This window comes from Peribacillus sp. NJ11, from assembly GCF_030348405.1.
In the GTDB taxonomy this organism is placed as follows: Bacteria; Bacillota; Bacilli; order Bacillales; family DSM-1321; genus Peribacillus.
In genome coordinates, this window is record NZ_JAUCFO010000001.1 from 1,353,935 (window position 1) to 1,374,664 (window position 20,730).

Annotated in this window: 22 protein-coding genes; all 22 read left to right on the forward strand. The window is 42.6% G+C overall.

Translation table 11 applies throughout. From position 1 onward, the window contains the following. Positions 1 to 47 precede the first annotated feature (47 nt). The 22 genes from upp to QUF86_RS06770 all read left to right on the forward strand — a co-directional run bounded on the left by upp (position 48) and on the right by QUF86_RS06770 (position 20,729). Complete coding sequence (upp, locus tag QUF86_RS06665) at positions 48 to 677, forward strand: uracil phosphoribosyltransferase (RefSeq protein WP_289314309.1); 630 nt, start codon at positions 48 to 50, stop codon at positions 675 to 677. A 23-nt stretch (positions 678 to 700) separates the two neighbouring features. Further along, the gene (gene wecB / locus QUF86_RS06670; RefSeq protein ID WP_289333869.1) at positions 701 to 1,843 is read left to right on the forward strand and encodes a non-hydrolyzing UDP-N-acetylglucosamine 2-epimerase; all 1,143 of its coding nucleotides are present in this window, start codon (positions 701 to 703) and stop codon (positions 1,841 to 1,843) included. 86 nt (positions 1,844 to 1,929) lie between these two features. Beyond that, positions 1,930 to 4,155 (forward strand): S8 family serine peptidase, encoded by a 2,226-nt coding sequence (locus QUF86_RS06675; protein ID WP_289333870.1) that lies wholly within the window; start codon positions 1,930 to 1,932, stop codon positions 4,153 to 4,155. Between the two features lie 469 nt (positions 4,156 to 4,624). Then, positions 4,625 to 4,993, forward strand: a complete 369-nt coding sequence (locus tag QUF86_RS06680) for an ATP synthase subunit I (protein ID WP_048685860.1) — start codon at positions 4,625 to 4,627, stop codon at positions 4,991 to 4,993. Between the two features lie 22 nt (positions 4,994 to 5,015). After that, the gene (gene atpB / locus QUF86_RS06685; protein WP_241589629.1) at positions 5,016 to 5,711 is read left to right on the forward strand and encodes a F0F1 ATP synthase subunit A; all 696 of its coding nucleotides are present in this window, start codon (positions 5,016 to 5,018) and stop codon (positions 5,709 to 5,711) included. 64 nt (positions 5,712 to 5,775) lie between these two features. Then, entirely contained in the window at positions 5,776 to 6,000 is a 225-nt protein-coding gene (atpE, locus tag QUF86_RS06690; RefSeq protein ID WP_048685857.1) for a F0F1 ATP synthase subunit C, read from the forward strand. 166 nt (positions 6,001 to 6,166) lie between these two features. Then, on the forward strand, positions 6,167 to 6,688 hold the full coding sequence (gene atpF / locus QUF86_RS06695; protein ID WP_289318259.1) for a F0F1 ATP synthase subunit B: 522 nt from the start codon (positions 6,167 to 6,169) through the stop codon (positions 6,686 to 6,688). Continuing rightward, positions 6,685 to 7,221 (forward strand): F0F1 ATP synthase subunit delta, encoded by a 537-nt coding sequence (locus QUF86_RS06700; protein ID WP_289314312.1) that lies wholly within the window; start codon positions 6,685 to 6,687, stop codon positions 7,219 to 7,221. The genes atpF and QUF86_RS06700 overlap by 4 nt, the downstream gene beginning before the upstream one ends. A 24-nt stretch (positions 7,222 to 7,245) precedes the next feature. Then, positions 7,246 to 8,754 (forward strand): F0F1 ATP synthase subunit alpha, encoded by a 1,509-nt coding sequence (atpA, locus tag QUF86_RS06705; protein WP_048685849.1) that lies wholly within the window; start codon positions 7,246 to 7,248, stop codon positions 8,752 to 8,754. A 37-nt stretch (positions 8,755 to 8,791) separates the two neighbouring features. After that, positions 8,792 to 9,652, forward strand: coding sequence for a F0F1 ATP synthase subunit gamma (locus tag QUF86_RS06710; RefSeq protein WP_101223833.1), 861 nt, complete (start codon positions 8,792 to 8,794; stop codon positions 9,650 to 9,652). A gap of 88 nt (positions 9,653 to 9,740) precedes the next feature. Next, positions 9,741 to 11,138: a F0F1 ATP synthase subunit beta gene (atpD, locus tag QUF86_RS06715; RefSeq protein WP_289314313.1), complete on the forward strand. Its 1,398-nt coding sequence runs from the start codon at positions 9,741 to 9,743 to the stop codon at positions 11,136 to 11,138. A 25-nt stretch (positions 11,139 to 11,163) separates the two neighbouring features. Then, positions 11,164 to 11,565, forward strand: coding sequence for a F0F1 ATP synthase subunit epsilon (locus tag QUF86_RS06720; RefSeq protein WP_289314314.1), 402 nt, complete (start codon positions 11,164 to 11,166; stop codon positions 11,563 to 11,565). A gap of 360 nt (positions 11,566 to 11,925) precedes the next feature. Next, positions 11,926 to 12,300, forward strand: coding sequence for an NADH-quinone oxidoreductase subunit A (locus tag QUF86_RS06725; protein ID WP_289318260.1), 375 nt, complete (start codon positions 11,926 to 11,928; stop codon positions 12,298 to 12,300). Between the two features lie 26 nt (positions 12,301 to 12,326). Next, positions 12,327 to 12,803, forward strand: a complete 477-nt coding sequence (locus QUF86_RS06730; protein WP_170946902.1) for a NuoB/complex I 20 kDa subunit family protein — start codon at positions 12,327 to 12,329, stop codon at positions 12,801 to 12,803. Then, a complete protein-coding gene (locus tag QUF86_RS06735; RefSeq protein ID WP_289333871.1) occupies positions 12,804 to 13,913 on the forward strand; it encodes an NADH-quinone oxidoreductase subunit C in 1,110 nt (369 codons plus the stop codon). 5 nt (positions 13,914 to 13,918) lie between these two features. Continuing rightward, the gene (locus QUF86_RS06740; RefSeq protein WP_289314316.1) at positions 13,919 to 15,016 is read left to right on the forward strand and encodes an NADH-quinone oxidoreductase subunit D; all 1,098 of its coding nucleotides are present in this window, start codon (positions 13,919 to 13,921) and stop codon (positions 15,014 to 15,016) included. Continuing rightward, positions 15,017 to 16,024 carry an NADH-quinone oxidoreductase subunit NuoH gene (gene nuoH, locus QUF86_RS06745; RefSeq protein ID WP_289314317.1) on the forward strand — a complete coding sequence of 336 codons (1,008 nt, stop codon included), beginning with the start codon at positions 15,017 to 15,019 and terminating at the stop codon, positions 16,022 to 16,024. Positions 16,025 to 16,057: 33 nt separating this feature from the next. After that, positions 16,058 to 16,477, forward strand: coding sequence for an NADH-quinone oxidoreductase subunit NuoI (gene nuoI / locus QUF86_RS06750; protein WP_289333872.1), 420 nt, complete (start codon positions 16,058 to 16,060; stop codon positions 16,475 to 16,477). Then, positions 16,474 to 16,992: an NADH-quinone oxidoreductase subunit J gene (locus tag QUF86_RS06755; RefSeq protein WP_289314319.1), complete on the forward strand. Its 519-nt coding sequence runs from the start codon at positions 16,474 to 16,476 to the stop codon at positions 16,990 to 16,992. The genes nuoI and QUF86_RS06755 overlap by 4 nt, the downstream gene beginning before the upstream one ends. After that, the gene (gene nuoK / locus QUF86_RS06760; protein WP_064467120.1) at positions 16,989 to 17,303 is read left to right on the forward strand and encodes an NADH-quinone oxidoreductase subunit NuoK; all 315 of its coding nucleotides are present in this window, start codon (positions 16,989 to 16,991) and stop codon (positions 17,301 to 17,303) included. The genes QUF86_RS06755 and nuoK overlap by 4 nt, the downstream gene beginning before the upstream one ends. A 34-nt stretch (positions 17,304 to 17,337) precedes the next feature. After that, on the forward strand, positions 17,338 to 19,209 hold the full coding sequence (nuoL, locus tag QUF86_RS06765; RefSeq protein WP_289333873.1) for an NADH-quinone oxidoreductase subunit L: 1,872 nt from the start codon (positions 17,338 to 17,340) through the stop codon (positions 19,207 to 19,209). Next, a complete protein-coding gene (locus QUF86_RS06770) occupies positions 19,206 to 20,729 on the forward strand; it encodes a complex I subunit 4 family protein (protein ID WP_289314321.1) in 1,524 nt (507 codons plus the stop codon). The genes nuoL and QUF86_RS06770 overlap by 4 nt, the downstream gene beginning before the upstream one ends. The last annotated feature ends 1 nt before the right edge of the window (position 20,730 follow it).

Here is a 20,730-nt window from a genome sequence, read left to right on the forward strand (position 1 = left end):
ATCATAAAAAAGCGCAAAACTAAGCAATGGAATTGGAGAGATGCTAAATGGGAAAAGTTTATGTTTTCGATCACCCGTTAATTCAACACAAATTAGCCTATATACGTGATATAAATACAGGAACAAAAGAATTTCGCGAACTAGTGGATGAAGTTGCATCATTGATGGCATTTGAAATCACAAGGGATATGCCGCTTGAAGAAGTGGAAATCCAAACACCTGTAAGCACAGCGAAAGTGAAAATGCTTTCTGGTAAAAAAGTGGGGATCGTCCCGATTTTACGTGCAGGCATAGGGATGGTGGACGGAATCATTAAGCTGATTCCTGCTGCAAAGGTCGGACATGTTGGTCTTTACCGTGATCCCGAAACATTGAAACCGGTTGAATATTATGCGAAAATGCCAAGTGATTTGGCAGAAAGAGAATGCATTGTCGTTGACCCGATGTTAGCAACTGGCGGTTCAGCCATCGAAGCGATCAATTCTATTAAAAAGCGCGGTGCAGTCAATATTAAATTCATGTGCTTGATTGCAGCTCCAGAAGGTGTGGAAGCATTGAAAGAAGCCCATCCTGATGTTGATATTTATATTGCAGGACTTGACGAAAAACTGAATGAACATGGTTATATCGTTCCAGGTCTGGGAGACGCAGGAGATCGTTTATTCGGCACAAAATAAGGAAAGAAACTGAGGTGTCACGAATGAACAAACCGATAAAGGTCATGACAATTTTCGGGACGAGACCAGAAGCTGTCAAAATGGCTCCTTTAGTACTCGAATTTCAAAAACACCCAGAATATTTCAAGCCGATCGTTGCTGTTACGGCTCAGCATCGACAAATGTTAGATCAAGTTCTCGAATTATTTTCCATTCAGCCAGATTATGATTTGAACATAATGAAAGAAAGGCAAACGCTTGCTGATATTACAACAAGAGCGTTAAATGGTCTTGATTCAGTAATGAAGGAAGCCAAGCCTGATATTGTTCTTGTCCACGGTGATACAACCACAACGTTTGTCGCAAGTCTGGCTGCTTTTTATAATCAGATCGTCATTGGACATGTAGAAGCGGGGCTGCGCACATGGAATAAGTATTCCCCCTATCCGGAAGAGATGAATCGGCAGCTCACCGGTACGATGGCGGATTTGCATTTTGCGCCGACTTCAAAAGCAGAAGAGAATCTGCTGAACGAAAACAAGAGAGACAGTATCTTCGTGACGGGAAATACGGCAACCGATGCTTTGAAAACAACTGTACGGTCCACGTATTCCCACCCGGTGTTAAAAGGACTAGGGGAAGACAGGCTCATTTTACTAACCGCCCATCGCAGAGAAAATCTAGGGGAACCAATGAGGAATATCTTCAGGGCCGTCAAGAGAATCATTGCTGAGCATGATGACGTTCAAGTGGTTTATCCTGTCCATTTAAATCCTGTTGTTCAAGAGCTGGCAAACGAAATTCTCGGGGACGATCCGCGGGTTCATTTAATCGAACCGCTGGACGTATTGGATTTCCACAACTTCGCTTCTAGAGCCTATCTGATTTTGACTGATTCTGGAGGAATTCAAGAAGAGGCACCGTCACTAGGTGTACCTGTTCTTGTTTTAAGGGATACGACTGAACGCCCAGAGGGGATTGCAGCCGGAACCTTAAGGTTGGCGGGTACTGATGAAAAAACCATATTTAATATGGCACATGAATTGCTCACCAATAAAGGGGAGCATGAAAAGATGTCCAAGGCTTCAAATCCATATGGGGACGGAAATGCTTCGGCCCGTATAGCTGAAGCCATCCGTTACTATTTTAAGCAAGTAAATGTACCACCAACTAGATTTGAATCATAAAAAGGAAAAGCCATGCGGCTTTTCCTTTTTTATTTTGCATACTCCAAGGTTGTTGAGAAAAGATAACTGCTAAGGGGATGATTATATTGGGAAAGAAAACGTTCATATTGTTTGTTTTCCTTTTTATATGTATTTATTCAAATGAAAAGGGATTGGCATCTGTCATTCTGCCTCCTTTACCAAAGCTATCTGAATCTAAGGAAGTAACGGCTGTTGTCACGATGGATAAGGCGTTTCAGCAAAAAAAGATCAAAGAACTGCTTGAAAAATATCCATCCCTTCAATTAAGGAATGTTTATTCGGTTGCCCTGAATGGATTTTCCTTACATGGGAAAATAAATGAAATAGAACAACTCAAAAAGGAGAATGAAATTCAGGCAGTAACGGAAGTATCCATGTATCATGCCGTGTTGGATGAAAGTGTCCCATACATAGGAGGAGGCAGGGTGAGGGGTTTTTTCGATAAGGAGAATCACCGAATCACCGGGAAAGGGGTAAAAGTGGGAATTATCGATACTGGGATCGATTATACACATCCAGATTTACAACGTGCTTATAAAGGAGGGCAGGATCTGGTTGATGGTGATGAAGATCCGATGGAAACCAAAAATCAAGGCGAGCTGGATACAATACACGGAACTCATGTGGCAGGTATCATTGCGGCCAATGGAAAAATGAAAGGCGTCGCACCAGAAGCGGAGATATATGCATATCGAGCTTTGGGACCAGGTGGAGCAGGGGATACAGAGCAAGTCCTGACGGCTATTGAGTCAGCAATGAAGGATAAGGTGGATGTATTGAACCTCTCTCTTGGGAATAACGTCAATGGCCCTGATTTACCTATCTCTCTTGCGTTGAATAAGGCTGTGGAAAGCGGCATCGTTGCCGTGACATCAAACGGGAATTCCGGACCGGCTGTATGGACTGTCGGCTCCCCCGGAACAGCAGAAAAAGCGATTTCCGTTGGAGCGTCGACCCCACCCTTAAGGGTTCCCTATATGGTCTACGGACTTGGTTCGAAAAAGTATCAATCTCATTTAACCTTGTTTCAAGGCTCTGAAAAATGGAAGCTGACATTTTCTGAGGATGTCATATACGGGGGACTGGGAAATGAAGAAGACCTGAAGCGTGCTCGGGATAAGATTGTGTTGATGGAGCGCGGCACACTTACCTTCCAGCAAAAAGTATCCAATGCGGAAAAGGCAGGTGCAAAAGGGGTAATTGTTTATAATAATACGAGCGGGACCTTTACTGGAAGCTTGGAAAAAGAAATGAACATCCCTGCTGCTTCTATTAGTAGAAGAGATGGATTGCGACTTAAGCGAATCATGGAGCAAGAGCACAGCAAAACCGTTAATTTTATTTATAAGAACGAGCAAGATAGACTCGCTGATTTTAGCTCTAGGGGGCCGGTAACCGTATCATGGGGAATAAAGCCTGACGTATTGGCACCAGGGGTGGAAATTGAAAGCACCATTCCTAAAGGATATATGTCCCTGGATGGAACAAGTATGTCAGCACCGCATGTTGCAGGAGCATGCGCCTTAATCCTGCAAAAACACCCGGAATGGACTCCTGATCAAGTGAAATCTGCATTGATGAGCACTTCCAAGCCATTGAGGAAGTCTGCTAATCAGTTGTATCACACATATGAACAGGGGGCTGGACGCATCCAGATCGACGAAGCATTAAAAGTGGACACTCTCTTGAATCCAAGCTCATTGTCGTTTGGGATGTATACCAAAAAAGAAGGAATTGAAGAGCATCATGAAACGATAATCATTGAAAATACCGGAAAGGAAAGGAGGGAGTACTCTTTTATGGTCCCATTAAAAGAGACGGGCCTCACTTGGGAATTGCCGAAATCCCTTACTTTGAATCCGAGGGAAAAGAAAAAGATTAAAGTGGGACTGCAGGTCAACCCAGCCAGGCTGAAAAAGGGGGTCTTTGATGGATACCTTCTTATAATGGAAGGAACCAAAAAAATATCCCTTCCTTATTTATATGTAAAGGAAGAGCCGGATTATCCAAGGGTAATGGGTTTTGATTTCGGTCAAGGAGACCAGGCAGGCACATACCGATACGAAATGTACCTTCCCCGGGGGGCTGAAGAATTCGGGATTGCCCTTTATGAGGAAGACAGCTTGAAATTCGTTGGTTATTTGGATTGGTCGAGACCGGCACCTTCCGGTTTGATCAAAAAAGATGTATTGAAAAAGAACCTGCCGCCTAAAGGAGTGTATAAAGCGATAATCTTTGCGAGAAGAGACGGAAGGGAAGATCGGATAGAAAAGACGTTACTTATTGAGTGAACACAGGACAATATGTAAAATAAAATGGATGTCAATAGTATTAAAAAGATAATTTGTGAACAATTCGTTAATAATTACAAACCTGTGACAAATTTCACTAACCACTCATTGACAATGATTCTAGCCTATTGTATGCTAACAAAGGATGTAAAATGAGAGGGTTTTCAGTAGCCCTGCATGCAGATTTTTACAGCATGAAATGTCTTCTATCCTCCACCAAATTCAACCGCGAGGATGCAACTTGCGTCAAATAATTGCCTTCTAAAAATGGCTATGACTTTGATGTCAGCGATTCTTTCTCAAATAGTCGGATCAGTTTTGTTCGGTATCTTCTCTTTGGAAAGATGACTTGTCAGAACCTAAGATTCGAACCGCTGCTATTAGTAATTGGCCTTCTTTGTGGACTTGCTAGGTTTACAAGCAATGCTTCATTCAGTACGAAAATATTTCTCAGGAGATTAAATGAAAAATGCCAGAAATGAAAATCATGTTCAACAGGCAGAGTAAATATATAATTTTTCTTCTGGCGGTTTATGTTGTTGGATGGGGACTTACGAGTTATCAAGCCGTTTTTGCTGGGCTTATACTGGGTACGAGTTTGAGTTTATACAATTTATGGCTGATCAATCAGAAAATGAAAAAGTTCAGTCAGGCGCTCGATGAAGGAAAGAAAACAAAATCTCTTGGGACAATGACTCGAATGGCATCCGCAGGTCTAGCGGTACTCATTGCATTGGAATTTCCGGAGCATTTTCATCTGATAAGTGTTGTATGGGGATTGATGACAGCTTATATTGTCATTTTTATAGATTTTTTCATCCAATTAATACGTCGATAGCGGGGAAGAGAGGTGAATATAGTTGAATCATGGAGCACCCTTACACGATTTTATGGGTCTGACCTTTAACTTGAGTAACGTCCTAATGATAACAGTTGCTAGTCTAGTTGTGTTCATACTTGCTGTGCTTGGTACACGTAAGCTTGCAATGAAGCCAACTGGCATGCAGAATTTCATGGAATGGATTATGGATTTCGTTAAGGGTATTATTAATAGTAACATGGACTGGAGAACAGGTGGTCAGTTTCAACTGCTTGGTATGACTTTGCTAATGTACATTTTTGTGTCCAATATGCTAGGTCTTCCGTTTGCAATTAGTTACGATGGTGTGCTTTGGTGGAAATCACCAACAGCCGACCCAGTTATCACATTGACTCTTGCAGTCATGGTTTTAGGTTTAACGCATTACTATGCAATAAAAATGAAAGGCGCCAAGGGTTACTTTAAAGCTTATAAAAACCCAATGACTCTTGTGGAGGAATTTACAAACTCCTTGACACTTGGTCTGCGTCTATATGGTAACATTTATGCTGGTGAAGTTTTGCTGAGTTTATTAGCGGGATCGCTAGCATTTAGTGGAGCTGCCGGATTTATTGGTGCAATTGTGCCTACATTAGTATGGCAAGGCTATAGTATTTTCGTCGGTAGTATCCAAGCGTTTATCTTTGTCACGTTAACAATGGTTTATCTGTCTCATAAAGTCAGTGACGACCATTAATTATAAGTTCATTTAGAACTAAAAAAATAATAAATTTTGATACAATCTAAGGAGGATATTTATAATGACAGGTTCAGTAGGTCTTCTTGCAGCAGCAATTGCAATTGGTTTAGCAGCACTAGGTGCAGGTATTGGTAATGGTCTTATCGTTTCAAGAACAGTAGAAGGTATCGCTCGTCAACCAGAAGCTCGCGGTATGCTTCAAACAACAATGTTCATCGGGGTAGGTTTAGTTGAGGCGATGCCTATCATCGCGGTAGTAATTGCGTTTATGGTATATGGTGGTTAATAGAACCTTCAAAAAGTTCAAAAATGGCGAAGTTCGTTCCATGTGAACCTTCGCCTTTCCTTTATGTCCACAATCCTGTTTTTATACAGTTTAAGAGCATAGTTTTCTAAAGTTCATATGAATGAACGCTTTAAGAAGTGAAACTCGTGAAGGGAGTGAACCAAGCGTGTTAACAAGCAGCTTTGTACTTGGGTCAACGTCTCATGGCTTTAATGGCGGAGACATGTTATACCAATTAGTAATGTTTATCATTTTGTTAGCGTTGCTGAAGAAATTTGCATGGGGTCCTCTAATGGGCATCATGACTCAACGTGAAGAACATGTTGCAAATGAAATTCAAGCAGCGGAAGCTAGCAGACAAGAAGCACTTAAATATTTAGAAGAACAACGTGAAATCGTAAAACAATCTCGCACTGAAGCGGGACAACTTATAGAAAACGCAAAACTTCAAGGTGAAGCACAGCGTGAAGAGATCGTGAATCAAGCACGTCTTGAAGCTGACCGCGTCAAAGAATCAGCTAAGCGTGAAATCGTACAGGAAAAAGAAAAAGCCATTACGGCATTACGCGAGCAAGTGGCATCTTTATCCGTACTTATTGCATCTAAAGTAATAGAAAAAGAACTATCCGAAGCAGATCAAGAGCAATTGATTAATGACTACATTCAAGAGGCAGGAGAAGGGAAATGAGCGATATAACAGTAGCAAAGCGTTATGCCGTTGCCCTTTTCCAAATTGCGAAAGAGCAAAATCTCATTAACCAACTTGAAGAAGAGCTTCGCATAGTGAATGAAGTTTTCACAAATGATAATGAGCTATTAAGCTTCCTGGCTCATCCTAAAATGACTAAAGATGCAAAAGGCGCTTTGATTGCAAATGCTTTTGCAAGCCTTTCTTCTTCCGTTCAAAACACTGTGATGTTAATGGTGGAACGTCATCGTACAGATGATGTGACAGCAATGGCACAAGAGTTCATCGAACTTGCGAATGAAGAAAACTCAGTAGCTGATGCAACGGTCTATACAGTTCGTCCATTGACTGAAACGGAAGTGGAAGCTGTGTCTACATCTTTTGCTGCAAAAATCGGCAAAAGAAATTTACGCATTACTAATATTACGGATAGCAATATCCTTGGCGGCATCAAACTACAAATCGGTAACCGCATATATGACGGGACGATTAGCGGTAAGCTAGATCGCCTTAGCAAACAACTATTAGGTTAATATTCACAGATAGGGGTGAAATTCATGAGCATCAAAGCTGAAGAAATCAGTGCGCTGATTAAAAAGCAGATTGAAAACTATCAGTCGGAAATTAAAGTAAGTGATGTTGGTACGGTTATCACTGTTGGTGATGGTATCGCACGCGTTCATGGTTTAGATAATGCAATGTCTGGGGAGCTCTTAGAATTTTCCAATGGTTCAATGGGATTAGCACAAAACCTTGAGCAAAATAACGTGGGTGTTGTTATTCTTGGACCATTCAGAGACATTAAAGAAGGCAGTGAAGTTCGCCGTACTGGCAGAATCATGGAAGTGCCAGTTGGAGAAGAATTAATCGGACGTGTCGTGAATCCGCTTGGACAACCATTAGATGGTCTTGGCCCGATCGCTACGACAAAAACTCGTCCAATCGAAAGCCCTGCAACAGGTGTAATGGACCGTAAATCAGTTCATGAACCTTTACAAACAGGTATTAAAGCAATCGATGCATTAGTTCCAATCGGTCGTGGACAACGTGAGTTAATCATTGGTGACCGTCAAACTGGTAAAACATCAGTTGCGATCGATACAATCCTTAACCAAGCTGACCAAGATATGATCTGTATCTATGTTGCTATCGGTCAAAAAGAATCAACGGTTCGTGGAACAGTTGAAACACTACGTAAAAATGGTGCTTTGGATTACACAATCGTTGTATCTGCATCAGCTTCTCAACCAGCACCACTTTTATACCTGGCTCCATACGCTGGTGTGACAATGGGTGAAGAGTTCATGTTCGCTGGCAAGCACGTTCTTGTGGTTTATGATGATCTTTCTAAACAAGCATCTGCATACCGTGAACTTTCCTTGCTACTTCGCCGTCCTCCAGGTCGTGAAGCATTCCCAGGGGATGTATTCTACTTGCACTCCCGTTTACTTGAGCGTGCAGCAAAATTGAATGACACTTTAGGTGCCGGTTCAATCACTGCGCTTCCATTTGTTGAAACACAAGCAGGCGACATCTCTGCTTACATCCCAACAAACGTCATTTCCATCACTGATGGACAAATCTTCTTGCAATCCGATTTGTTCTTCTCAGGTGTACGTCCTGCGATTAACGCTGGTCTTTCCGTATCACGTGTTGGTGGATCTGCACAAATTAAAGCGATGAAGAAAGTTGCCGGTACATTACGTCTTGACTTGGCTTCATACCGTGAATTGGAAGCATTCTCTCAATTCGGTTCTGATCTGGATGCTGCAACACAAGCAAAACTTAACCGTGGTGCTCGTACAGTTGAAGTGCTTAAGCAAGATCTAAACAAACCGATCAAAGTAGAAAAACAAGTCATGATTTTCTATGCATTGACTAAAGGTCATTTAGATGATATTCCAGTATCGGATATCCTTCGTTTTGAAGAAGAATACTATGTGTTCCTAGATCGTTCTCATCCGGAATTATTAGATCACATTCGCACAACAAAAGGTCTTCCTGAAGACGCTGCTATCGTTGCTGCAATTAACGAATTCAAAAAGAACTTCGTTATTTCTGAATAATAAGGTCTAACTAATTTATAAAGGGTGGTGAGAATGAATGGCCTCTTTACGCGATATTAAGTCTCGGATTACTTCAACGAAAAAGACGAGTCAAATTACAAAAGCGATGCAGATGGTATCTGCTTCTAAAATGAACCGTGCAGAAGCTAATGCTAAAGCATATGTTCCATATATGGAAAAAATTCAAGAAGTGGTATCTAGTATTGCGAACGGAAGCACGGATGCATCTCATCCAATGCTTACTTCACGTCCCGTTAAGAAAACCGGTTACTTGGTAATCACATCGGACCGTGGATTGGCTGGGGCTTACAATAGTAGCATCCTTCGCCACGTTCATAAAACTATTCTTGAACGCCATAAATCCAATGATGAGTTCGTCATTATCGCAATCGGAAGGGTTGGCCGTGATTTCTTTGTCAGCCGTAACATGCACGTAGAGCTTGAAGTAATTGGGGTTCCTGATCAGCCGTCTTTCGCTGACATTAGCTCCCTTGCAAAATCGACAGTGAATTTATATCTGAATGAGCTGTGTGATGAGCTTTATATGTACTATAACCATTATGTCAGCCCAATCCAGCAGGATGTAACGGAAAAGCAAGTCCTTCCGTTAGCTGACTTTAATACTTCCAATGCAACATTGACTTCTTATGAATTTGAACCGAATGCAGAAGAAATTCTTGAGGTATTACTGCCTCAGTACGCAGAAAGTTTGATTTATGGTGCTTTGTTAGATGGTAAAGCAAGTGAGCACTCTGCACGTATGACTGCAATGAAAAATGCGACCGATAATGCAAAAGAGTTGATTGACTCACTTTCATTACAATATAACCGTGCACGTCAGGCAGCGATCACTCAAGAAATTACAGAGATTGTCGGCGGTGCAGCAGCTTTAGAATAAAATCATTAAAGGGGCGGTCGGCCCGGACGATATGCTGGCCGTTCCATAAACTTGATAGTCGTTATAAGCAACGTTAGGAGGGAAAACGATGAATATAGGACGCGTTACTCAAGTTATGGGTCCGGTTGTTGACGTGAAATTCGAAGACGGACAACTTCCTAAGATCTATAACGCGTTAAGAATCGAAAATACAGCGTCTGGTACAGGACTAACTCTTGAAGTGGCCCTTCAACTAGGTGATAATACAGTTCGTACTGTAGCAATGTCTTCCACTGATGGTTTAACTCGTGGTGCAGAGACTGTTGATACAGGAGCTCCAATTTCAGTACCTGTAGGTGAAGTTACTCTAGGTCGCGTTTTCAACGTATTAGGGGAAAACATTGACCTATTTGAACCACTTACAGCAGAGGTGCGTCGTGATCCAATTCACAGACAAGCACCAACATTCGAGGAATTATCAACATCAGTTGAAATTCTTGAAACGGGTATTAAAGTAGTAGATTTACTTGCACCTTACATCAAAGGTGGTAAGATCGGTCTCTTCGGTGGAGCCGGTGTTGGTAAAACTGTACTTATTCAAGAACTTATTAATAACATCGCACAAGAGCACGGCGGTATCTCGGTATTCGCTGGTGTAGGTGAGCGTACTCGTGAAGGGAATGACCTTTTCTACGAGATGACTGATTCTGGTGTTATTAAGAAAACGGCGATGGTATTCGGACAAATGAACGAGCCACCAGGTGCACGTATGCGTGTTGCCCTAAGCGGTTTGACAATGGCTGAATATTTCCGTGACGAACAAGGACAAGACGTTCTTTTCTTCATCGATAACATTTTCCGTTTCACACAAGCAGGTTCTGAGGTTTCTGCCCTATTAGGCCGTATGCCTTCAGCGGTAGGTTACCAACCAACGCTTGCTACTGAAATGGGTCAATTACAAGAACGTATCACTTCAACAAATAAAGGTTCTGTTACATCCATTCAAGCGATCTATGTACCTGCCGATGACTATACGGATCCGGCTCCAGCTACAACTTTCGCTCACTTGGATGCAACAACTAACCTTGAGCGTAAACTTTCTGAAATGGGTATTTACCCAGCAGTTGATCCATTGGCGTCTTCTTCTCGTGCCCTTAGCCCAGAAGTAGTTGGGGCTGAGCACTATAAAGTGGCTCGTCAAGTGCAATCGACTTTACAGAAATATAAAGAACTTCAAGATATTATTGCCATCTTGGGTATGGATGAATTAAGCGAAGACGAAAAAGTAATCGTTGCCCGTGCTCGTAGAATTCAAAACTTCTTGTCGCAGAACTTCCACGTGGCTGAACAATTCACTGGTCAAAAAGGATCTTATGTACCAGTTAAAGAAACAGTCCAAGGATTCAAAGATATCCTAGCTGGAAAATATGACGACCTTCCTGAAGATGCTTTCCGTCTAGTTGGTCGCATTGAAGAAGTTATTGCCAAAGCAAAAGAAATGGCTTAATTAAAGGGACCTAGGAGGGAATGAAATGAAGACCATTAAAGTCAATGTTGTTACTCCCGATGGCCCAGTATATGATGCAGAAGTTGAAATGGTAAGCACTAAAGCTAAAAGCGGTGAGCTGGGAATCATGGCTGGACACGTTCCAACTGTAGCCCCACTTACCATTGGTGCTGTCCGTCTTAAAAATGGAAGCAACACAGACTATGTAGCTGTAAATGGTGGCTTCTTAGAAGTTCGCCCTGATGTGGTAACCATTTTAGCTCAATCTGCTGAAAGAGCTGAAACTATCGATCTTGCACGTGCTCAAGCAGCAAAAGCTCGTGCTGAACAAAGATTGCAGAACAATGATGGATCAAATGATGACAAAAGAGCTAATTTAGCGCTTAAACGTGCCATCAACCGGATCCAAATTGCAGAAATGCGATAACTTTAAATGATGAAAACACCTGATCTAGCCATTCCTGGTAAGATCAGGTGTTTTTTTTATGGTTTTTCAAGCTATTTATCATTTAATAGCGAAATTTGGAAAAAAATGTTGTGTATTCGAAAAAAAAATCGAATTATAGGATAAAGTATTTTCCATATTAAACCTTCACTCATCGACATGCGATTATCCTGATGATATAATGTATACGCTTACATTAATTGCTTCATACCTCCTCCTGTCACGTTGCTTCTAAAAGAATGTCATCCTGCATAATATTTAAAACGGTATCCACCAAAAAAGAAGACAAGCAAATTTTAAATGCATCCATTTAACATGATTTATCCATAAAGGGAGATGAACATGGGACAGCTGCATATTTACCAAAATAATTATTTAATTGTATTTGTTTTTCTTTGTCTCGGCATTTTATTACCTGTGGTCGCATTATTTCTTGGTAGACTGCTAAGGCCTTATAAACCGACTGATATGAAATATACGACTTATGAAAGTGGAATCGAGCCTTTTCAGGATTCAAGGGTTCAATTCAATGTCAGGTATTATCTATTCGGACTGATGTTCGTCATATTTGACGTAGAAACTGTTTTTCTTTATCCATGGGCGGTTGCCTACGATGAACTCGGGCTGTTTGCTCTGATCGAAATGTTATTTTTTGTTCTTATCCTTATGCTAGGGCTAATCTACGCTTGGAAAAAGAAGGTGTTGAAGTGGAATTGAAGTTAGATGAACTTACCCCTAAAGAAATGGAAGAAATGCGTCATAGTATTTTTTTATCCACACTTGAACAAATAAAAGGCTGGGCTAGAAGTAACTCACTCTGGCCGATGACTTTCGGATTAGCATGTTGTGCAATTGAAATGATGGGCGTAGGCTCCTCTCATTATGATTTGGACCGGTTTGGTTCGTTTTTTCGGACATCACCCAGACAATCGGATGTCATGATTGTCTCAGGAACGGTAACGAAAAAAATGGCTCCAATAATTAGTAGATTATACGAACAAATGCCGGAACCGAAATGGGTTATTGCAATGGGATCCTGTGCAACTGCAGGAGGGCCTTATGTTCACTCCTACTCGGTGGTCAAAGGAGTAGATCAAATAGTACCTGTCGATGTATATATACCGGGGTGTCCCCCAAACCCAGCAGCACTTATTTATGGAATCAATAAATTAAAAGAAAAAATCCGTTACGAGGCGAAAACCGGAAAGCGGGTGATATAGATGAGTGAAAAGCAAGACTTAGCGAAACAAAAGGCAGCGGCAGCGGCCAAGGCGAAGGCTGTAGCACTGGCTCGAAAACAGGCGAAAGAGGAAGGGACGGAGAATCCGGAAGGAGAAACCGATTTAGCGAAGCAAAAGGCAGCGGCAGCGGCCAAAGCGAAGGCGGCAGCATTGGCCCGAAAACAGGCGAAAGAGGAAGGGACGGAGAATCCGGAAGGAGAAACCGATTTAGCGAAGCAAAAGGCAGCGACCAAGGCGAAGGCAGCAGCACTGGCCCGAAAACAGGCGAAAGAGGAAGGGACGGAAAAACCGGAAGGAGAAATGGACGTAGCGAAGCAAAAGGCAGCGGCAGCGGCCAAAGCGAAGGTGGCAGCATTGGCCCGAAAACAGGCGAAAGAGGAAGGGACGGAAAAACCGGAAGGAGAAATGGACGTAGCGAAGCAAAAGGCAGCGGCAGCGGCCAAAGCGAAGGCGGCAGCATTGGCCCGAAAGGAATCAAGGGATAATGGTGATGATCTTGAAACTGCGAAGGCAAAGGCTATTGCAGCGGCCAAGGCGAAAGCCGCTGCTGTTGCGAAGGCCAGGACTGCTGTAAAGGAAAGCAAGGAAGTTATCACCCTAGATGATCTTTCTCCAAACCAGTCCAAACTCGATCAAATTGTTCATGCTATTGAAAGGCATGTAGGGCAAGAGGCATTAATAGACCACTATATTAATAGACTATCAAAAGATGTACCCACTTTAGTGGCTAATCCGGATACATATTTCTCAATAGCAAAATTTCTGCGGTATGATGAACAGCTTAACTTTTCGTATTTATCGGAACTTCATGGAACGGATTTTGAATCCCATATGGAAATTTATGTACATTTGCATTCGTTCAATATGAACCAATCGGTTGCCTTAAAGGTGAAGCTGGATAGGGATTCTCCCGTTATTCCATCATTAGCCCCATTATGGCCAGGTGCAAATTGGCCGGAATGTGAGGCTTACGATTTATTAGGTATTAATTTTCAAGAACATCCTGACTTAAAGCGGATTTTACTTGGTGATGATTGGAAAGGGTATCCCCTTAGAAAAGATTATCAGCCTTATGATGAGGAGGTGTAAGCCCAATGTTAAGGACCGAAGAAATGCTTCTCAATGTCGGGCCGCAGCATCCGAGTACACATGGTGTTTTTCGGCTTGTCATCAAGATTGACGGTGAAATTATAAAAGAGGCTACCCCTGTCATTGGGTATCTGCATCGCGGTACTGAAAAACTCGCGGAAAATCTGCAATATACACAAATAATTCCATATACCGATCGACTCGATTATCTAGCCGCAATGACAAATAATTATGTGCTTTGCCATGCTGTTGAAACAATGATGGGGGTGGAAATCCCCGAAAGGGCAGAATATTTGCGCGTAATTGCCATGGAATTGGGCAGAGTCGCAAGCCACCTTGTCTGGTGGGGTACTTACTTGCTTGATATAGGTGCGACGAGCCCTTTCCTATACGCTTTTCGAGAACGTGAAATGATCGTTAACTTATTGACTGAATTGTCAGGAGCACGTCTTACATTCAATTATATGCGTGTCGGAGGTGTGAAATGGGATGCTCCTGATGACTGGATTGCGAAGGTGGCCGAGTTTGTCCCTTATATGAGGGAGCAGCTTGCCGGTTACCATGAGTTAGTAACAGGGAATGAAATCTTTGTTAACCGGGTTAGAGGGGTGGGCATCTATACGAAAGAAGAGGCATTGCAGTATTCGCTTAGCGGTGCCAACTTAAGGTGTACAGGCGTGAAATGGGATTTGCGGAAAAATGAACCATATTCGATTTACGACAGGTTCACCTTTGATGTTCCTACAAGGGAAGAGGGTGATGCCTTTTCACGCTATCACTGTAGAATGGAAGAAATCGAAGAATCACTGAAAATCATTGAGCAGGCGGTTGAGCAATTTCCAGAAGGGCCGGTTCTTGCTAAGGTCCCAAAAATAATAAAGGTTCCTAAGGGTGAAGCATTTGTCCGAATTGAATCACCAAGAGGGGAAATCGGCTGTTATATCGCGAGTGAAGGGAAAAAGGAGCCATATCGTTTGAAATTTCGCAGACCTTCATTTTATAATCTGCAAATTCTTCCGAAATTATTGGAAGGGGAAAATATGGCGAACTTGATAACGATATTAGGTGCAATCGATATCGTTCTAGGGGAGGTGGATGGATAAATGATCAAGGATTTGCTCCAATCCACTCCTAGCCTACTGAATTTTGGCATTTTTTTTGGTTTGGCAGTCCTGCTGCTATTCGTTGTATTAGGGTTCGTAACCTATGGAATCCTTTCGGAGCGAAAAATCATGGGGTTTATGCAGATGCGTGTCGGTCCCAACCAAATTGGGGGGAAATGGGGTCTCTTGCAGACCGTTGCCGATGTTTTGAAACTTCTGATCAAGGAAGATACGATACCAAAAAAAGCCGATAAGCCGCTATATATATTAGCTCCAGTGATTGCTTTTGCACCGGCTTTCATGGTCCTTGCCACCTTGCCGTTCACCGATGCCTTCCAATTTGCTGATATAGGTGTTGGACTGCTATATTATATTGCCATTTCCGGCATATCGACCATCGGCATCGTCACTGCGGGTTGGGCATCCAATAATAAATATTCTTTGATTGGCGGAATGAGGGCAGCCGCGCAAATGATATCTTATGAAATCCCGTTGGTGATGTCACTAGTGGGAATCGTCCTCTTAACAGGCAGTTTAAACTTGAATGAAATAGTTGCAGCCCAGGAGAAGGTTTGGTTCATTTTTCTTCAGCCGATTGCGTTCATCGTGTTTTTTATTGCATCGGTTGCCGAGTTGAACAGGGTTCCTTTTGACCTGCCGGAAGCGGAATCCGAACTTGTTGCAGGCTATCATGTTGAATACTCTGGATTTCGCTGGGCCTTCTTTATGTTATCCGAATATGTGTATATGTTTGCAATGGCCACGCTAACCACTGTATTATTTTTAGGAGGATGGAATTCTATTCCGTTTTTGGATTTTATTCCGGCAGCCATCTGGTTCGGTCTCAAGTTTAGTGTTGTTTTCTATGTATTGGTCTGGATCCGGGTGACTTTTCCTCGAATAAGGGCAGATCAATTGATGGAGTTCGGATGGAAAGTGCTGCTTCCGGTTGCATTGGCAAATATATTTTTGACGGCACTTATAAAAGAATTAATTAACCTTTTTTAAAAACTTAAGCGGGTCAGAAAGCGAGGGATTTATATGCTTGGTTTAGCAAAAGGTTTAACCTATACATTAAAGAACTTGACGAGGAAAAAAGTGACCTATGACTACCCGAATGAGCCGCTGCCGCTCCCTGACCGATTCCGCGGAATCCAAAAATTCTATCCTGAAAAGTGTATTGTATGTAATCAATGCGTGACTATTTGTCCAACCGATTGTATTCAATTAACTGGTAAAAAACATCCGGACCCGTCAAAAAAAGGTAAAATCATTGATACGTATGACATTAATTTCGAGATTTGCATTTTGTGTGATTTATGTACGGAGGTATGCCCGACAGAAGCAATCGTGATGACGAATAAATTTGAGCTGGCGGAGTATAGCCGTGATCATTTATTTAAAAATCTGGAGTGGCTTGATGAAAATGATGAAAATATCCGGAAGGTGAATAAAGTATGAGTTTGTCCGGTGAATTAATTGCCTTTTTTGGTTTGGCACTCGTCGCCATATTAGGCGGGGTGCTGTTAATTACCTTAACAAAAGTGGTGCACATGGTAATTGCACTCGTTTTTACTTTCTTGAGCATTGCTGGAATTTATATGTTGCTTTCGGCTGAGTTCGTCGCCATTGTCCAGATCCTTATTTATTCAGGGGCAATAACGATCGTGATGTTATTTGGAATTATGCTCACTAAACACCAAGAAAGTGATGAACCCGTTAAAGGGGGCTGGGGGAGATTCTCATTGCTGGCAGCTATTGCTGGATTCGCCGTGGCGGTTTATCTGGGTATTTATAATCTGGATATCCCTGTACAGCCAACCGCCTTGCATGAGGAAAATACAAAACAAATAGGAATCGAACTTTTTTCAAAATATGTCATTCCATTTGAAGTAATGTCGGTACTACTGCTTGTTGCTCTTGTCGGCGCCATCGTATTGGCTAAAAAAGATGATGGGGAGGGAGATCGATCATGACGGGAGTTCCCTTGTCGGCTTATCTTGTATTGGCACTCGTTTTATTTTGTATAGGACTGTATGGCGCTTTGACGAAGAGAAATGCGGTCATTGTTTTGATTTCAATCGAGCTGATGCTGAACGCTGCTAATATCAATTTAGTTGCCTTCAGTAAATTCGGTGTAACGCCATCCATTACGGGTCAAGTGTTTTCATTATTCACGATTACGATCGCTGCGGCTGAGGCAGCTGTAGGGCTGGCTATATTAATGTCCCTTTATCGGAATCGGAAGACGGTCAATGTCGATGAAATGGATATTATGAAGCATTGAAGGTTTATATAAATGAAGAAGGGGATTTGATACGATGATGGAGAACGCTTGGCTCATACCGATCTTTCCACTCGTCACGTTTCTGGTTCTGCTTCTATCGGGTGGGCGGTTGCGGGAACGAGGGGCCTTTATAGGAATAATATGTACAATGGCTTCGTTGGTTCTATCGCTGCTTACCTTGATGGAACGATTTAAAGAACCTACTTATAAAATATCGATAGATTGGCTTTCCTTCGGGGGGACGCAGCTTACAGCGGGGTTTGAAATCAACCAGCTTAATGCCTTGATGCTCGTGATCGTTTCACTTGTCAGCCTGCTTGTCCAGATATATTCGAAGGGGTATATGAAGGGTGAAGTGCGATTCTCCCTTTTTTATGCTTATCTGGGCTTCTTCACCTTTGCCATGCTTGGACTTGTCATGGCACCAAATTTATTACAGCTTTATATCTTCTGGGAATTGGTCGGGGTGGGATCTTTCCTGCTTATTGGGTTTTACTTTTATAAACTGGAAGCCAAGAATGCAGCGAAGAAGGCATTCATCATGACCAGGATTGGGGATGTAGGGCTCTTAATCGGCATCATTCTACTATTCTGGGAAACGGGAAGCTTTGAATTTGGAGAGATCTTTCAAGCCATTCAATCAGGCGTGATATCAAATGAAAGACTGACTTTGATCGCTATTTTGATTTTTATCGGTGCGGTTGGGAAGTCTGGACAATTTCCACTACACACATGGCTTCCGGATGCGATGGAGGGACCGACTCCGGTTTCCGCATTGATTCACGCAGCAACCATGGTTGCTGCAGGGGTATACCTGGTGGCGACCATGTTTCCGTTATTCGTCGCTAGTGAAACGGCGATGCAAGTCGTAGCAATAACAGGTGGATTTACAGCCATATTTGCCGCAAGCATCGCTATTGTGCAAAAGGATGTTAAGCGGGTATTGGCCTATTCGACAATCTCTCAGCTTGGTTTTATGATGCTTGCTTTGGGTACTGCCGGATATGTGGCGGGTGTGTTTCATTTAATGACCCATGCCTTTTTTAAAGCATTGCTGTTTTTGGCAGCAGGCAGTGTTATTCATGCTATACATACACAGGATATAGAAGAGATGGGTGGATTATGGGGGAAATTGAATTGGACAGGGCCGCTGTTCTTGACTGGAACTTTGGCGATATCAGGGTTCCCCTTGCTCTCGGGTTTTTTCAGTAAAGATGAAATTCTAATGGCAGCCTGGGAGAACGGCAATTATGTGTTGTTTGGACTTGCGGTGATTACCTCCTTTTTAACCGCGTTTTATATGTTCCGGCTGTTTTTCATGATGTTTGCAGGAGATTCACGCAGTCAAGTAAAACAGGTTAAGGACTCACCTTCCATCATGTTAATTCCCATGCTCGTATTGGCATTGCTTGCTGTAATCAGTGGGTATATCCAAACACCGTGGTTTGGGACTTTCCTGGGAGATTGGCTTGTGGAGGGAAATGAAACTCTTCTAGGAGCCAGCCATAGTGAGGGACCCGTTTGGATCATGTTCATGGCTGTGCTTGTATCACTTGCCGGGATATTCCTTGCATATATGATATATGCTAAAAAGAAGTTACCTCGGGTATGGCTTGTCAAGGAAAACTCCGAGTTATATAGAGTTTTGGAAAATAAGTATTATATTGATGAGATTTACCATTTCACAGCAGGCTATGCAATCAAAGGCTTTAGTATTTTCCTATCTTATTTTGAAAGGTTCGTTGTCGGTGGCTTGGTATCCACCGTAACAAGTTCAATAGAGGGATTGGGGAAATTAGGGTCTAAACTGCAAACGGGACAGGTACAGCAATATGGCATGATAGCCTTTCTGGGACTTGCGGTACTATTGGTGATTTTTGCAGTAACTGGGGGGTATCTAAGATGAATGTCTATTTGCTCTCGCTTCTAGTGTTCTCACCGCTGCTGGGCATTGTGATGGTTGCCCTAATGCCGAAGAAAGAGGAAAGGACGATTAAACAATTTGGCTTTTTCGGAACACTGCCTCCCCTTTTCCTATCGTTCTTTCTATGCAGTCAATATTATTCGGGAGTGGCCCTATCCATCTTTGACATTAAGTTGAATTGGATCAGATTTGGGAATTTGGAGATGTATGATCCCAAACTCTTCACAGTTGACTTTGAGTTGGGCCTGGATGGGTTAAGTCTCATCTTCATATTATTGACGACAATCATTTCTTCACTTGCCGCAATCGCCTCCATATATATAAAACAAGAATGGAAAGGGTATTATTTGTTATTTTTGATTTTGGAGATCGGGATGCTCGGTGTCTTCACCGCAGAAAATTTGATCCTTTTTTTCATCTTTTTTGAAATGACCTTGATCCCCGCTTTCTTTTTGATTGGTAGGTGGGGCTTTCTGGAGAGGGAGAAAGCGTCTTATAGTTTTCTGATTTATAATGGCATCGGTTCGGCAGTTTTATTGGTGGTCATTTTGATTTTGTTTGCCAGGACAGGTACGACCAATATTGCGGCATTGACACAGATGATGACAATGGGTGGTGTTTCGCTTTTTGCGCCCATATCCGGTTCGATGAAGTTTGGTTTATGCCTGGCCTTTCTCGTTGCATTTGCGATAAAGCTGCCCGTATTTCCATTTCACAGCTGGATGGTGCGGGTCCATGCGGAAGCACCTCCATCCATAGTCATGATTCATGCTGGTGTCCTATTGAAAATAGGGGCTTACGGAATCATCCGGTTTGGAATGGGGATATTTCCTGAACAATATAAAAGCTTGGCCTTTACCGTTGTCCTGATTGGGGTCCTCAGTTTTTTATATGGTGCATTTCTAGCATTGGTACAAACGGATTTCAAGCTCGTTTTAGCATACTCATCAATCTCGCATATGGGAATCGTCATGATGGGGCTGGGAGCCTTGAATGAAGCGGGCATTCAGGGAGCTATCTTTCAAGTCATCTCACATGGGCTAATTGCTGCTTTGTTGTTTTTCTTGGTGGGTGTGTTGTATGAGCGGACGGGAACCACCATGCTTCCTAAACTTGGTGGATTGGCCAAGTCGATGCCGGTTTTTTCAGGGGTTATGTTAGCGTGCGGGATGGCTTCACTCGGTTTGCCTGGCATGTCTGGCTTCATCAGTGAATTCATGGTATTTCTTGGCTTATTCAAGAGTCAGCCATTGCTTGCAGCAATTGGGGTGATCGGGCTGGTATTAACCGCTGTTTATATCCTGAGGGCGGTCATGTTGATGACCTTCGGGGAAAATGATAGCTTGGTAGAGAAAGAGAAACGGGACCTTAGAGGCTGGGAGCTTGTACCGGCATTGGTTCTTCTCGGTTTGATAATATCTGTTGGGGTATACCCAAATTTGTTAGGCGGGCCTCTTCAAGGAACGATTGAAGCCATGATGCTAGCTTTAGGGGGGCGATGAA

What these genes read in the sequence shown, in the direction of transcription:
- QUF86_RS06725 (WP_289318260.1), top strand. Translation starts at nt 11,926, where the DNA reads ATGGGACAGCTGCATATTTACCAAAATAATTATTTAATTGTATTTGTT.
- QUF86_RS06720 (WP_289314314.1), top strand. Translation starts at nt 11,164, where the DNA reads ATGAAGACCATTAAAGTCAATGTTGTTACTCCCGATGGCCCAGTATAT.
- QUF86_RS06730 (WP_170946902.1), top strand. Translation starts at nt 12,327, where the DNA reads ATGGAAGAAATGCGTCATAGTATTTTTTTATCCACACTTGAACAAATA.
- nuoK (WP_064467120.1), top strand. Translation starts at nt 16,989, where the DNA reads ATGACGGGAGTTCCCTTGTCGGCTTATCTTGTATTGGCACTCGTTTTA.
- QUF86_RS06680 (WP_048685860.1), top strand. Translation starts at nt 4,625, where the DNA reads ATGCCAGAAATGAAAATCATGTTCAACAGGCAGAGTAAATATATAATT.
- QUF86_RS06770 (WP_289314321.1), top strand. Translation starts at nt 19,206, where the DNA reads ATGAATGTCTATTTGCTCTCGCTTCTAGTGTTCTCACCGCTGCTGGGC.
- nuoH (WP_289314317.1), top strand. Translation starts at nt 15,017, where the DNA reads ATGATCAAGGATTTGCTCCAATCCACTCCTAGCCTACTGAATTTTGGC.
- nuoL (WP_289333873.1), top strand. Translation starts at nt 17,338, where the DNA reads ATGATGGAGAACGCTTGGCTCATACCGATCTTTCCACTCGTCACGTTT.
- QUF86_RS06740 (WP_289314316.1), top strand. Translation starts at nt 13,919, where the DNA reads ATGTTAAGGACCGAAGAAATGCTTCTCAATGTCGGGCCGCAGCATCCG.
- atpE (WP_048685857.1), top strand. Translation starts at nt 5,776, where the DNA reads ATGACAGGTTCAGTAGGTCTTCTTGCAGCAGCAATTGCAATTGGTTTA.
- nuoI (WP_289333872.1), top strand. Translation starts at nt 16,058, where the DNA reads ATGCTTGGTTTAGCAAAAGGTTTAACCTATACATTAAAGAACTTGACG.
- QUF86_RS06700 (WP_289314312.1), top strand. Translation starts at nt 6,685, where the DNA reads ATGAGCGATATAACAGTAGCAAAGCGTTATGCCGTTGCCCTTTTCCAA.
- upp (WP_289314309.1), top strand. Translation starts at nt 48, where the DNA reads ATGGGAAAAGTTTATGTTTTCGATCACCCGTTAATTCAACACAAATTA.
- atpD (WP_289314313.1), top strand. Translation starts at nt 9,741, where the DNA reads ATGAATATAGGACGCGTTACTCAAGTTATGGGTCCGGTTGTTGACGTG.
- atpA (WP_048685849.1), top strand. Translation starts at nt 7,246, where the DNA reads ATGAGCATCAAAGCTGAAGAAATCAGTGCGCTGATTAAAAAGCAGATT.
- QUF86_RS06710 (WP_101223833.1), top strand. Translation starts at nt 8,792, where the DNA reads ATGGCCTCTTTACGCGATATTAAGTCTCGGATTACTTCAACGAAAAAG.
- QUF86_RS06755 (WP_289314319.1), top strand. Translation starts at nt 16,474, where the DNA reads ATGAGTTTGTCCGGTGAATTAATTGCCTTTTTTGGTTTGGCACTCGTC.
- QUF86_RS06735 (WP_289333871.1), top strand. Translation starts at nt 12,804, where the DNA reads ATGAGTGAAAAGCAAGACTTAGCGAAACAAAAGGCAGCGGCAGCGGCC.
- wecB (WP_289333869.1), top strand. Translation starts at nt 701, where the DNA reads ATGAACAAACCGATAAAGGTCATGACAATTTTCGGGACGAGACCAGAA.